This window comes from Halioglobus sp. D3-4, assembly GCF_055809315.1.
In genome coordinates this window covers 4,776,270-4,790,757 of record NZ_CM147907.1, presented here as the reverse complement: position 1 = coordinate 4,790,757, position 14,488 = coordinate 4,776,270, and the positions used below count along the sequence as shown (strand labels likewise).

Annotated in this window: 10 protein-coding genes; 9 read left to right on the top strand and 1 reads right to left on the bottom strand. The window is 56.8% G+C overall.

Annotated features, from left to right (window positions below):
- Positions 1 to 310: 310 nt before the first annotated feature.
- From AC0L6S_RS21135 to AC0L6S_RS21105, 7 genes are all read left to right on the top strand, one after another.
- Positions 311 to 3,577 carry a 3-keto-alpha-glucoside-1,2-lyase-like domain-containing protein gene (locus AC0L6S_RS21135; protein ID WP_473426086.1) on the top strand — a complete coding sequence of 1,089 codons (3,267 nt, stop codon included), beginning with the start codon at positions 311 to 313 and terminating at the stop codon, positions 3,575 to 3,577.
- 289 nt (positions 3,578 to 3,866) lie between these two features.
- Positions 3,867 to 4,472: a GspH/FimT family pseudopilin gene (locus tag AC0L6S_RS21130; protein ID WP_473426085.1), complete on the top strand. Its 606-nt coding sequence runs from the start codon at positions 3,867 to 3,869 to the stop codon at positions 4,470 to 4,472.
- Positions 4,457 to 5,065 (top strand): type IV pilus modification protein PilV, encoded by a 609-nt coding sequence (gene pilV / locus AC0L6S_RS21125; RefSeq protein ID WP_473426084.1) that lies wholly within the window; start codon positions 4,457 to 4,459, stop codon positions 5,063 to 5,065. The genes AC0L6S_RS21130 and pilV overlap by 16 nt, the downstream gene beginning before the upstream one ends.
- On the top strand, positions 5,056 to 6,045 hold the full coding sequence (locus tag AC0L6S_RS21120; protein WP_473426083.1) for a PilW family protein: 990 nt from the start codon (positions 5,056 to 5,058) through the stop codon (positions 6,043 to 6,045). Before pilV ends, AC0L6S_RS21120 begins: the two co-directional genes overlap by 10 nt.
- Before the next feature lie 5 nt (positions 6,046 to 6,050).
- On the top strand, positions 6,051 to 6,596 hold the full coding sequence (locus AC0L6S_RS21115) for a pilus assembly PilX family protein (protein ID WP_473426082.1): 546 nt from the start codon (positions 6,051 to 6,053) through the stop codon (positions 6,594 to 6,596).
- A 40-nt stretch (positions 6,597 to 6,636) separates the two neighbouring features.
- On the top strand, positions 6,637 to 9,945 hold the full coding sequence (locus AC0L6S_RS21110) for a pilus assembly protein (RefSeq protein ID WP_473426081.1): 3,309 nt from the start codon (positions 6,637 to 6,639) through the stop codon (positions 9,943 to 9,945).
- Positions 9,946 to 9,955: 10 nt separating this feature from the next.
- Positions 9,956 to 10,441: a type IV pilin protein gene (locus AC0L6S_RS21105; protein ID WP_473426080.1), complete on the top strand. Its 486-nt coding sequence runs from the start codon at positions 9,956 to 9,958 to the stop codon at positions 10,439 to 10,441.
- Between the two features lie 37 nt (positions 10,442 to 10,478).
- Here AC0L6S_RS21105 and AC0L6S_RS21100 read toward each other — a convergent pair whose 3' ends face one another.
- Positions 10,479 to 12,389 (bottom strand): DUF3604 domain-containing protein, encoded by a 1,911-nt coding sequence (locus AC0L6S_RS21100; RefSeq protein ID WP_473426079.1) that lies wholly within the window; start codon positions 12,387 to 12,389, stop codon positions 10,479 to 10,481.
- A 277-nt stretch (positions 12,390 to 12,666) separates the two neighbouring features.
- On the opposite strand from AC0L6S_RS21100, the gene AC0L6S_RS21095 reads away from it, so the two are divergent.
- Both AC0L6S_RS21095 and AC0L6S_RS21090 read left to right on the top strand, forming a co-directional pair.
- Complete coding sequence (locus AC0L6S_RS21095; RefSeq protein ID WP_473426078.1) at positions 12,667 to 13,350, top strand: murein L,D-transpeptidase catalytic domain family protein; 684 nt, start codon at positions 12,667 to 12,669, stop codon at positions 13,348 to 13,350.
- 111 nt (positions 13,351 to 13,461) lie between these two features.
- A complete protein-coding gene (locus AC0L6S_RS21090) occupies positions 13,462 to 14,421 on the top strand; it encodes a PilZ domain-containing protein (RefSeq protein WP_473426077.1) in 960 nt (319 codons plus the stop codon).
- Positions 14,422 to 14,488: the final 67 nt, after the last annotated feature.

Sequence of the window (14,488 nt, the reverse complement as noted above, 5' to 3'; positions counted from 1 at the left end):
TACCCGCGCGCATGGCACGCCGACGCCACGTTTTTTCATGGATATACCAGATAGGCAAACTTGTCCTTCACTGCGCGGGGGTTCCCGGCGCCTTCGATCTGATGCAACTCGCACAACACGCAACGCAGCGCATTCAACCGACGAATTCAGCGCAGGTGATACGGTACATGCCTTACAGCAACCGATACACCACTGAATGTCAGCTTCATAAGACAGTGCTCAAGCGCTTGCACACTGCGCTGTCGCGTATATCATAGGCGGCCCCCATGCGCCCGAAATCCATGCCTGAAGCCAAAAAACTGGAATAGAAATGAAGAAAATCATTGTTGCACTGCTCTCAATACCCCTCGTTCTGGCTCTACTCACCGCAATCGCATTCGGCATCGCCATGCAGCAGGGGCTCGCGACCAAAGCAGACATTAAATTCCTGATTGATCTCGGCAAGCGCGACGGGATTCCCGCGGTGATTTCAACAATAAAAACCGAGCTGTACGGCGTTGACTCATCGGCAGTGTCCGACCCCTCCTACGGCCGCGAACAGGTCGAAGGCCGCGGTCATGCGCCCTGGGTGATGCGCGGCAACCTCGACGGCAGACCGCGTGTGCTGGAGTTCGCGCTTGCGCCAGGTATCTGGGCAGCGTACGACATAGAGCAGCAATCACTCTATCAGGTTTGGGAAGGCGATATCCTGTTTGAAGGCTCGGTCTATAACTACAAGCACGGTCCGCAACCGATCAGCCAGGGTGCATGGTATGTGCGCGACACACAGGGCGCGCAGTGGTTCCTCGAAGTGGACGGTGAAGAACTTCCAGCCAACGTGGAATACCTAGGGTATGAATACGGTAACGGGCGCAAAACCGCATCGATACGCTTCGCTCTCTCTGCAGGCCCCTACCGCATAGAAATGACGGAACGGCCCGAGTTGGCGCAAACAGCGAGCGCTCGCAGCCTGGATCGGCATTTCAAGCGCATGGCAGATACACCAGCGACAGACGACAATAGCGCGCAGCTGTTTGGTGAGCTGTCCGAAGAGATGCTGCCCCTGCTGGAGGAATCCACAGAGATCAAGGCCGGTTTTCGCACGGGAGACGGCAAGCGCCATATTGCCGATGGCACCGTTTCCATCCCGCTCGGTCTGAGCACACCGATCCCGGCTAAGGCATCGGCCACTGCAAGTGTCGTCGCAGAGGGGGACATTGAGCACCTCGAGGGCAAATCGATTATCGCCAACAGCGACTGCCTGGGCTGTCATGCCCCAAATCATAAGATCGCCGGGCCCGCCTGGGCGCAGATCGCCGGCAAGTTTCGCGGCAAGATACAACCCGAAGTTGTCGCGGCACTCGCTGAAAAAGTCATAGACGGCAGTGTGGGCACCTGGGGCCCGGTGCCTATGCCCCCCCACCCAGAGTTTTCCAAAGAACAGGCGACCGCTGCAGTTACTTATATTCTGAGCGTCGACGAACAGGAAGCAAACCTGAACGTCCCGACCGACAGCAGTGGCCAACCGTATACCGCCACCCGTGGCTACGATGTGCTGCCGCGGCTCAAATCACTGCACCCCTCGTTTGCGCTGGAAAATCTGGCCCCGCCCGGTTTCGAACCCAAAGTTGGCGGCCTCGCCTTTCGCGATGACGGCAAGCTGCTCGTTGCCAGCTGGGACATTGACGGTGCGGTATTCCTGCTCGACCTTGAGGCCCCTCATGAAAAGCGCGTTAAACGCATCGCAGAAGGGCTGCACGAGCCACTGGGCCTAAGCATAGTGGATGGCCGTATTTTTGTGCTGCAGAAACAAGAGCTGACCGAGCTGATCGACACAGATGGCGATGAAATTATCGACGAGTATCGCGTCGTATCCTACGACTGGCCAAGCGGCAGTAATTTCCACTCCTTTGCTTTCGGCCTGCTGCCGATGGATGACGACTTCTACTTCCTGCTGTCGATTTGCGTGCTTCCCGGCGGCGCCAGCTGCCCCGAGCAGTTGCCGACCCAGGGCAAGCTTCTGCGGGCTGATCGCGATGGCAATGTCGAAATCTATGCCTCCGGCTTTCGCACACCCAACGGCATCACTGCCGGCCCTAACGGCGCGATCTACGTCAACGACAACGAGGGTGACTGGCTGCCCTCGAGCAAGCTGATACGCATCAGGGAAGATGGCTTCTACGGCTCACGCGCAGTGCCCGGAGAAGGCATCATGGACCGCGAGGAGGAGCCCCCGGTCGTGTGGCTGCCGCAGGATGAGGTAGGCAACTCCCCCACCCAGCCACTACTGCTGACAGAAGGGCCGTATGCGGGACAAATGATACACGGCGATATCTATAACGGCGGCATCAAACGGGTGTACCTGGACGATGTTGAGGGACAACAGCAGGGCGCAGCTTTTCATTTCAGTGCCGGCTTCCAGGGCGGGGTCAATCGCCTGGAGCGCGGTCCAGACGGCGCGATCTATCTGGGAGAAGTGGGCAACCCGCCCAACTGGGGTGAGTATGGTAAATCCTGGTACGGCCTTGAGCGTATGACCTGGGAGGGCAATAACGCCTTCGAAATGCTCAGCGTCACAGCGCAGAGCGACGGTTTCGTTATCGAACTGACACAGCCACTGGAAGCAGGGCTGACGCTATCGCCCGCCGACGTGATCGTCAAGCAGTGGTTCTACTATCCCAACGAACAGTATGGCGGCCCCAAGTACGACGAAGCCACGCTTGCTGTGTCAGAGGTTGAAGTCGCACCGGATCGCCGCAGTATTCGCCTGCGAATTCCCGGCCTGAAAGAGGGGTATGTGGTTTACCTGCGCCTTGCAGACCGCCTGCGATCCGACAGTGGAGGGGCACTGTGGACTGCCGAGGCCTGGTACACGCTGAATAAAATACCCCGTGGACCGGTCGCACCGGCAGCGCCGCCTGCGGCAAAACAAGCAACAGCCGATGGAGACTGGCGCGACCTGTTCGACGGCGAAACGCTGACGGGCTGGCGCAATGTCGGTGGCGACGAAAACGATGTCCAGAAATGGACGGTGCAGGACGGCACACTGACGCTGGTGCAGGACGGTATATTTCCCGCATGGGCAATGATCAAGAGCGCCATCTTTGGCGGCCCCAGCGGTGACCTGATCTACTACCGCGAGAAATTCCGCGACTTCGAGCTCAGCCTGCAGTGGAAAATATCCCCCGGCGGCAACAGCGGCATTTTTTATTTTATTCAGGATGAAACTGAAAGCACGTCCTGGCGCACCGGTCTGGAAATGCAGGTGCTTGACAATGACGTTCACAAAGACGGCAAAATCCGCACCCACCGCTCCGGCGACCTCTACGATCTGATCGCCTCGGACCCGGAAACCGTGCGGCCACCTGGCGAGTGGAACGACGTACTGATCCGCGTGAAGAACAATCACATCGAACACTGGCTGAACGGCGTAAAAGTGGTGAGCATTGAGCGCGGCACCCCCGAATGGGACGAACTGGTGGCCAACAGCAAGTTTGCCGACATGCCGGGTTACGGAAAAGCTGAATCGGGGTACATCGCATTACAGGACCACGGCGACCCTGTGTGGTTCCGCAATATCCGCGTACGCGAGCTGTAATTGGGCACATCAGGGCGTTGAGGTATTACCTGTGAAGGCGAATACTTGTCAACTGCGCGCTTGGCGATAAGTCGAGAAAACTAACCGCTGCGCGCGAGATTCCATGAGAAATGAGACCCGCATCACACACACCGCCTGCGACTATGCCTCCCAAAAGCCCTATACTATACTGCGAATTAGATACGCACCCGAGAACTGCGCAACGTGAAACGGCGCAGATTATCCCTATTTCCGGATAGTGGGTGCACTGGAACCGTAAGAGTTCAACATGTGGGCTGGGGCAAAATGAATGGCAATGCACAAAAGGCATGCAACAGGCTATACCCTGATTGAACTCATGGCCGTGCTCGCCATTGCCAGTACCCTGCTGGTTGTCGCCATCCCGATGTTTCGTACACAGGTACAAAATAGCCGTATGTCGGCTGCGACAACGGATTTGCTCAGTGCTTTTATGTCAGCTAAATCGCAGGCTATTGGCCTCAATTATCCAGTAAAGGTTTGCATCAGCAACAATGCGCCCGACCCCGATGATCTTGAATGCGTTGAAGACGAGGATAGCGGGTGGGAAGCCGGCTGGTTTACCTTCGTTGATAAAAACAGCAACGGTATTTTTGATCCCGGTAATAAAGAGGATGATGACGAGGTCCTGCATATTCACTCCCCAATGGCTGACAACCTGACAGCTCGCAGCAACCAGACAGGCGTTGGCACACTGGAGAGCAGCGTCACCTATCGACCCAACGGGCTCACCGATCTGAAGGCCACTAACGAGATTTTCATCTGTAACTCAGACAGGTATGGCGTATCTCTCCGGGTACTGATTGTATCCATGCTGGGCAAGGCGAGTATTCTCAACGACGACAACGTAGAGGAAGACGCATGCTCCAGCACGTGATTCTTTTGTCTGCCAGCCGGCGCGCCAAGCAACCTGCCGCGCGCGGTTTTACACTGCTGGAGGTGATGATCTCTCTGGTCGTACTGGCGATCGGTGTGATGGGCATCATAGGCCTGCAGGCCTCCACCTACAGGCAATTGCAGACTTCACAAAACTTCTCCAAAGCGGCGATGCTGGCCAGTGATATGGCAGATCGCATGCTGGCCAACCAGGGGCGGGTAGCGGCGGACGCCTATCTGCATGACAGCGGCGACAACCTGACAAAACCAAGCCCTGACTGTGGAAGCGAGGATTGCACACCTGCCCAGTTGGCCACCTACGACAACTGGTACTGGCAGACCGAACTGCTCGGCGTATCCGGTGATGCCAGGGTACCCGGCTCGCTGCCCGAGGCCAGCGGCGAGGTCTACCGCTCCGGCAATAATTACATCGTCATAGTGCGCTGGAACGACAGCCTGGATAGCGAGACGGGAGAGGACTGCGATGCGCTTGACCCGGAGGATGTACAGAACCCGGACGACGGCCTGGACTGCTATGCATACGCGCTGAATCTCGGCTGCCTGAACGCAGCGGGAGCAGCACCATGTCCATGACCGCCGCCACTCGCAAAGTACCGGTTGCCGCAGGCAGCCTCCAACGCGGCCTGACAATGATGGAGCTGCTGGTCACCGTGGTGATACTGAGCCTGCTGATGGCCGGGTTGTCGCAGCTGGTGGTCACCAATTCCCAGAACGCCACGGCCACCGGGACGCTGGCGAGAATGGCCGACACCGGACGCGCCGCGATTCAGTTGCTTTCGGCAGATATCCGCCGGGCGGGCTACCTCGGTGGCAATATCCATAATCAGCACAGCACCGACATGATCGGCGGCACCCAGGAAATCCCTGCCTACACCATAAACTGCGTTGCGGACACGACAGACTGGGCGCTGATGCTGAATCAACCCCTGGTCGGCATCGATGCGCCGGAGGGGTCCAACGCTATTCCCTATGACTGCATTGCCAATGAGGATGACAATGGGTTCAAGTGGCTGCGCGGCGATGCCCTTACCGTACGCTACGCCCCCACCCCGCCCATTGCGATTGCTAATATGGTGGCCACCCGGCCCTATCTGCGTACCACACTGGTTGACGGAAAACTGTTTTTGGGTAGCGAAGAAACCGCCTCCAACAACAAATTGGATGACCCCGCGACGCGTGATTACGAGCTGACCGCGCACACATACTTTGTAGGCTCGACTGGTCGAACCTGCAGCGGCGCGGACATTCCGGCGCTGTTTCGAAAAACGATAGGCGATACCGGATTGCCCGAAACCCAGGAACTGCTGGCCGGAGTGGAGAACCTGCAGTTTCGCTATCTGATAAACAACCGCTACTACGATGCCGATGAAGTCGCAATCGACGATTGGCAAGGTGTTGAGGCGGTAGAAATCATCGTGCTGGTAAGAGCGGAGTGTCCGGAAAGCGGTTTTAGCAACAATCGAACCTTTACACTCGCGGGTGTCGAATATGTACCGACAGACGCGGAATTCAGGCGCCAGGTGTTTACCACAACCACACAACTGAGAAACTGAACGCAATGGGTAGTAGGCGGCAACATACGGACGGCAGCAGGCACATCGAACGCGGTGCGGCACTCGTCGTGAGCCTGATTCTGCTGTTGATCATGACCATTATCGGCATCTCCGCGATGAACAGCGCACGGCTGGAAGTCAGCATGGCCGGCATGATGCAGCGGGAAGAGCTCGCATTACGCGCGGCAGAGCGGACACTGACTTCGGCGGAAAGGTATATCGACAGCCAACCTGTCCCGCTGGATGACACGATTGACGGCCATTACCAACCCGGAGATGAGGACAAGCCGGACACCTCTAAAACGGATTGGTCGGATATCATCGGTGTCAATAAAGCAGGTATCAACGAACTGAGTGGCCTCGGCGAGAAGGACGCCCTGATCGTGGAGGACCTGGGAGAAATGCGACTGGAAGGCCACGGCACGCTGGGCGAGCTTATGGTCGGGGATGAGGTATACGGCACCAGCTACAATGCCTATCGAATCACTACCCGCAGCGAGACCGACGGCAAAGCAGTGCGTATCGTAGAGTCGGATTATACTAAGGAATAACACCCAATGGGGTCGCTAACGGCTCCAGGAGGATGGAACGATGATTTTCTCAACTTCTGCAAGACTGGGATGCCTGGCCGCTGCAGCGATGACTGTCTCCCTGCAGAGCTGGAGTGCGCAGCGCTTTTACCAACCGATTGTCCAGCCACTGGGCTCGATAGCACCCATTGTGCTGTCCGATACCGATTTACGCGGCAATACCACAAAGGGCTACCGGCCATGGTTTGAGAACGGCAGTTGGCAGGGCGATCTCGTCGAATACAGTGTCACCGCAGATGGCGTGCTGAGCACCAGTGTCAGCTTCACATCCCCACCCACCAACACCACCGGTGCCAACTGGTCGGCCCGGGAGCAGTTTGCTGCCAAAAACGCCAGTACTTACTGGGATGTCGACCGCAAAATTATTAGCTATAGCAATGGTTCGCAAGTACCGTTCCGGTTTTCCAGCGACGGGATTGGCAGCGACAACATGGCACTGCTGGATCCTGGAGCCAGCGAAAACACCTCCGATATTCTTGATTTTATTCGCGGCGACCGCAGCAATGAGTATGACTTGCCAGCTAACCCTGCAGGTCCGATGCGTACACGCTACTCAATTCTCGGCGACATTATTCACTCCAAACCGGTGTACGTCCCACCCCCCGGCGAGAATCGTACCGACAATGACTACGCCGAATGGGCACAGGCGCTGACCGATCGTGAGGCCCGCGTGTACGTCGGAGCCAATGATGGCATGCTGCACGTATTCGACGCCGAAACAGGCGATGAAGTATATGCCTACGTGCCATCGATGCTGATGGGCAAACTGGCGACGCTCGCGGCACGCCCCTATAAACACAGGTATTTTGTCGACGGCGAAATGAGCGTGCGCGATGCGTATTTCAACAGCGACTGGCACACCGTGCTGGCCGGCTCTCTGGGCGCTGGCGGAAAAGGCTTTTTCGTGCTCGATATTACAGACCCCGACCTGTCCAGCGAAACGGCGAATAGCGGCGGCAATAAAAAAGTGCTGTTTGAATGGGATGCCAGCGCCGACGACGATCTGGGCGACTCCTTCAGCCGACCACTCATCGCGCAACTGAACGACGACGAGTGGTATGTGGTAGTCGGCAACGGCTACAACAGTGTAAATGGCGAGGCCAAGCTGTACCTCCTCAACCTCGGCACAATGACCATCACCAAACTGTCGACCGGTTCGGGAACGGCGGCCAATCCCAATGGCCTGTCATCGCCGAGCCTGCTCGATACCAACCGAGACGGCAAGGTCGACTTTGCGTATGCCGGGGATATCGACGGCAACCTGTGGAAGTTTGACCTATCCAACACCGATCCAGATGAATGGCTCGAACCGTATGGTCGTCCCCTGCATCCCTCCGCCGGCGATCAAGCGATTGTCCATGCTCCACAAATCGCACGCCACCCACAGAACGGCTATATGCTCTACTTCGCTACCGGCCGGCTGTTCTGGGAGGCAGACCAGTATGACACCTCAGTCCAGTCAATGTATGGCATATGGGATTCGGGCAATCCGCCGCCGACTACCGAGCAACAATCCCTGCTCACGCAAATATGGGACGGCCCGAAAACCTACGACTATACGGGCAGCGGCGGCAGCACCGAAACACAGACAATCGCGATTTATAACGAGGATGCCGGCGACCCCAACTGGAGCACTCACGATGGCTGGAAAGTCAACTTTCCGGAGGGCTACCGCGTGCTGCAACCTGTGCAATTACGCGCAAATCGGGTCAAGGCCACGGTGCATAAACCCAATGCTGTCACCAACGAGCAGGGTGAAAACTGGCTGGTCGAGGCCGTGCTGTCCGATGGCGGCCCCAACCCACCCTCAGCTCCAATCTACGACCTGAATGTCGACCGGCTGCTGAATCTTGCGGATCTGTACGACAACAATGTCGAGGACGAAGCCGAAGAATGGCATGTTCCGATGATGTGGCGACAGGATGACGGGATTATGTCTCAGACCACTATTGCTTTTCTATCCAGTGGTTTCGACACTTTGTTCATAAACTATCTGCTACCAAAAATTACGCCCGATGTGCCCTGCACCGGGCCGGGACAATGCGAACAGGGGTTTCTGGGTGGATTCATGGATCTGCACACATACCGTGGAGATGTCGCTCTCGATGGCCCGAGCACTCAACATACCGAGGCGTTTGACTCCCGACGCAGGGCGGTTTTTGTCGATTTTTTCAACCTGTATTGGCAGCACTTTGACCCGGACACCTCGCAACTTGATGAGTCAAAGAGCGTACTCGATCAAGTTGAAATTGACTCCGACGGCGGTGGTGCGCCCGCAAACCCGGCTCCGGGTAGTGGCATCAGCGGCGATGAAGAGTTCATCGTACTTCTGGCCAATGCTGACCTTACTCCGGCCAGTACGCTACGCATTGGCAACAAGACATGGAATGTTGTTCAGTACCAACGCGAAATTCACAATGCCTTGAAAATATGGGACCCATCGGCCCCCAATTCGGAGCCTTTGGACAAGGATCGTGAATCGCTGGTTTTCACATGGCGCGAGATCAGGGACAGCAATGGCACCATTAGCCACAATTTCGATGACAGGGCGATTATTGATGGCGGCATGCACCCTACACAGCCAGAATGCGTGGGCGGGACTGCAAACGAGCGGCCTGCAACGACCCGCTGGCGCAACGGCGCACTTACCACGCAACTGGTGAAGAAGAGTTATTTTACCGACAACCCTGTATACCCCGCTATTGCAATGGTGGATGTTCAGCTACCCGATGATCTTCGACCTTATGTAATCACAAACGAAGGGGTCAGGATTGACACGTATATCGATTATGACGACAACCAATATGAAACCGTTGGCGGACTGTTAGCGAAACACTCCGCGGAGCGTATTTGGGAGGCTACCTTGTTTTGGCATTTCGGCACGCTGGCAAACCTCGTCGGGCTGGGAGAACCGTGCTACGGAGACCCCGAATGGACCGCTGCCGTCGATTTTGAGCTGAGCAATGACCCGATCTCCGCGACACTCGCTGAATTGGGGTACGACCTTAATTCCGATACTCTCGCAGCAGCCGTGCAGGCACTAAGTCTCGACGGTTGCGAAAACTCCCAAGCCTCATGTCACACTGAGTGGACACAACTCAAGACGATTCTAGACATCAGCGCAGATTATTCTCGAAAAGAGGTTAGTTCAGCTATTTTCCTTCCCCCAACGACTACTAATCAAACCCCACACAATATGCAAGGTGGCGCCACCGGCGCCGGCCTGAGCGGCGACGGCGGCCAGGGCGCACTGACAGAAGGCGTGCAGTATAATCCGGGACGCATGAGTTGGACTGATGTCGTCAAGTAGCCCGCGACCGATGACCAGACATTCACCAGAGCGCGCGCAACAGGCTGCGGCTGCCGGTTTCTCGCTGATCGAAGTCATGATCGTACTGGTTATTATCGGCGTACTGCTGCTGGTCGCGCTGCCTGGGTACCAGGACAGTATGAAGAAATCCCGTCGCGCCGATGGCATGCGGGAATTGATGGAACTGGTCTCTCGGCAGGAGCGTTTTTACGCGCAGAACAGTAGGTATACCGACGACATCAATACCGCAGCCGGACTGAATTTCGACTCAGACCTCGGTGAGGGTGACGAGAGCATCAGTTCCGAGGGTCACTACAGCCTCAGTGTGGTTGCCTGCGAAGGTAAAGACGAGGATGACTTCGATACCTGCTATATGCTCAAAGCAACACCCAGGGGCGGGCAGGTGACGGACCCCTGCGGAACACTGACAGTCGACAGCCGAGGGGTGCGCCGACATACCGGCTCGCCCGATATTGACGGGCTGCAGTGCTGGTAAAGCAACACCACCTCTGGCTCTGCCCAATACACCGCCATCAGGGCGTATACCAGATGGGCGAAGTCCAGGCGCGCTCCTGAATGGTCGCAGGAACGTTGTCCAGCAGGGGTAACTTATGGTTTACCGCATCATAGGTAGTCCACCGGGGGGTGGGTATCTCCAGCACCCTGGCGTAGTACACCGCGGGTAACCTCGGGTCAAAGTCGTAATCAATCCAGCTGCCCATCAACTCTGCACTGCCAATGGTGTTGGTATAGCTGGCATCGGCGAGGTCAACAGTGTTTCCCACTGGCGGTAGCACCCCGTAAATATCCGGCTCGCGATTGTCAGACCAGGCCACGTCGACAATTTTTTCCTGCGGGTTGCTGGCGACATCTATCCAGCTCTTGATGATCTGTATGCGATCGAGGTTGGCACCATCCGGATCCTTCAATGCGTGAACCGTGAACGTTGGCGACTGCCGCAACCCCGAGAGCTGCCCCCCCATTGGCACCCCCTCAGCATAACCTTGCTTGACCAACTCCTCCGGATTTTCTGCGACAAGATCCACCCCTGCAAAAAACCGGGGGCGGATTCGCGGACCGGAGGTCGCGAAGGTTTCGCGTTCCCGCAGCGCATCCCAGATATTGCCACGGGTGTTTTTAACGGCCCACACGCCGGTTAGCGCGCCGGGGTTGGCATCCCTGGCCATCAACCAGCCGGCAATATCGCTGTTACGCCGGCGCTGCACAGTGCCGTCCGCCGCGCCATGGCTGCCAATATAGTTAGTTTCCGCGACATCAGCAGGCGTACCATTATGGCTGTCGCTACCGCCAACGAAGCCCAGCCTGAAGGGGTTTTGTCCCAGTAGCCGATCATAGTTCACTCCCTCGACCAGCGCGGCCCGCACATAATTCGCTTTCTGGAATGTGCGGTCGCTGTAATCCTGGATGCTGTCGGCATTTTCAAAATCGGCAAACTCATCCGCCGGCCAGAATTTAGGGTGGACCTCGGAACTGCCCTTGACCTGCATCACCTCGATCAAGCGCTCGAAATGGCTGCGGCGCTCGGCATACACTGCATCGATTGGGTTGCCGCTATTATCGACCAGTTCAAACATGGCACCTTTGCTGGCGTTAGAGTTGTGCGGAATGGCGATGAGCCTGCGTCCTGCGGCCTCCTGCTCCTCCATCCAGTCCCACAGTTTTTCCTCATCGCTGCTGTCGATAGAAGAAAAAGGCAAGGCCGGCACATCCAGGTCACGAAACAGCACGTTGCGATGCATATTCGCGCCACTGGGTGCTGCGCTCCACTCAAACCCGGCGAGCGTCGAGAACACCCCGGGTTCATAGTTCTCTACAGCAGCCTGTATGGTTAACTGCCAGGCGTGCTTCAATGTTTCCTCACCGGCATAGAATGCCGGATGACCGCCTTTTCCGGAGCGCGCGGGTTCCATGACATATTTGCCGAACCAGGCTTCCTGCTTCTCAATCCCCGCAAGACCTCGCAACTCCGCCAACTGCGGATGGTCGTAGCCTTCTGCCCCCGGGACCTGTGCGGAATACATCTCGCCCATGTATTCCGCGTGGTCGGTCACTGCAACGAAGTCCAGAGGCCGGGCGATAGTATGCTGGCGACCATTGACTATCATGGCCTCGCCACGGGCAAACCGGTAAGCCATATCCGGCGTCAGGCGAGTACCGGCGATATAGGCATCGAGGGAATAAGAGGTGTGGACGTGAATCTCACCGAAATACGCTGCCTTGAGCGGGACCTCGGTAGCCGCATCCTCAAAGTCCTCCAGAGTCTGTGGTGCGGTTGCTTTGGCCGACTCAAGCGGCACGTCCTGCTGCTCAGCGGCAACCCCTGTGCTTGCAGGACGCTGTTTAGAATCGCAGGCGGCCAATACCACGGTGGCTGCCACTACACAGTACAAGGCGCGCCGGGCGAGTCCATTCAGGGTGTCCATAAGCTCTCTCCTTGCAACGGACAGGTGTAACTTGAGAACAGCTCCCAGACAGTATGGTTCATCGCGAGCGTCGTCGCACGTATTCTGCCACAATCGCGGTGCGGGATTGAACGACAGGCGGCGACGGCCGCCAGCCAGCCCATAAAAATAAGTTAAGGATTATGCAGTATCTCTTTGAATTTGCTCATTTTTATAAACAATTAGCTTTACATTGCCGGCGTTTGTTGTGTATTCTGCTGTGACAATAACGAACCTGTCACTCCATTAGGCTTTTTACATGCGATTACTGTCAGCACTGGTATTCAGTCTGCTCGCGAGCACCCAGGTAAGCGCCGATGAGGCAGCCCTGATACGTGAACTGGCTCCCTCAATTAACCCCACAGCCGTCTCTGAAGCCGTTTCCGCAATGAAATGCGCGCAAAAGAACGGTGTTGGTGAAGGGGCCAGCCGTCTGGCAATTATCGATTACACCATTCCTTCCCGAAACCAGCGCCTTTGGGTACTGGATCTGGAGAAGCGCAAATTGTTGTTTGAGGAGCATGTCGCACACGGACAGGGGTCGGGTGAGGATATACCCAGCATGTTTTCCAACCGCAACGGCAGCCACCAGACCAGCTTGGGGCTTTTTCTGACCGATGAGACCTATGAGGGCGGCAACGGCTACTCTTTGCGACTGCAGGGCCTGAGCCGCGGTTTTAACGAATCTGCCATGGAGCGACTCATCGTGATGCACGGCGCCCCCTATGTGAACCCGAAGGCCGCCAAGAAAATGGGCCGCCTGGGCCGATCGTGGGGTTGCCCGGCGGTGCGCACCGAAGTCGCACAACCGATCATTGATACCCTCAAATACGGCCAGTTTATCTACGCCTACGGCCCCGGTACCGCCACCCTGTCGAGTTGCAAAACCGAAAACCTGGCGTTGGCCGGCCTGTCGGACCAGCACAAGGCGGGCAAGAGCTAAGTCGCATCACTGGACCAAGATCTCCCAACGGAGCGCAACGACAGCGCTCAACGCGGGTCACCGAGACTACAGCGGAACACGCCATCAGTAGCGAATACTATGAAAGAGACTTTGAATAAGATCCTGGAAGGATCGACGCAGGATGAGCTTTTCGATTGTATTGGCCTACTTGCGGTCAGCGTCGCCCAACATCGCAGTAAAAATGGCTTCGTGCCACTGGGCGACTCTGTAAAGAACCTTTACCCCGGCTCTGGCAAAAGTGCCGCTGAAGAAGTGATGAAGCCGGGCAGACGCGTCGCTGAAGAAGCGCTTGAAATTATCAGGGTACTCGCCGCAGAACGCCTGGCACAACCGGAACCGGAGTCAGCAGCCGACAGCCAGCCAATGGAAAAGCGGCAGCAGCTGCGTATTCACGTCAGTGCGGCGATCAAAATTATATGGCCGGGAGAGTCAGATCCCGAGACGGCTAAACTGGAGAATATCTCCTGGGGAGGAGCCGCAATCCACGTACAGCAACTGAAGCTGGACAATGGTGACTCACTAAAGATTATGGTACCCGTCAGTCAGGGCAGCGCCATATCGATCGAGGCTAAAGTACTGCGCACCTGGGAACTTCCAGGCGGCAAGGGTTATGGCCTGGCAACCCGCTTTAGCAGTCTCAATACGCGGGATGAACTGGAACTGGAAAAACTGCTCAAGTTGCTGGCTGAGTCAGCGGATACGGACGGCCAGCGCAGCCACGCGAGGTTAACCCAGCGGCTGGACATCGAATTCGACGGCCTACAGGAACTTCAGGCCACTCTCGACGATATATCCGCGGGAGGGATGGGCATAACCGTTCCGGAGCCACTGCAGATCGGGCAGTCACTACAGACCGTCATCAGTGCACTTGACGGCAATACAAGCCTGAAATTGCGCGCCCGTGTCGTGCGGCAGGACCCCATTGAGCTGGGCACAGTAGTCGTCTATCGCGCGGGACTGAAGTTCGAGCATGATGCTGACGACCTACAGGAACGCATCGCTGAACTGCTGCGTACTATGGCCTCGGGAAAGAGTGCGAATTTCAGCTAGCGATAGTGCGCATCCGCTACCGTGGCTACGCCACGGGGCATGCAAATACGCACTGTGTGCTCTGCTG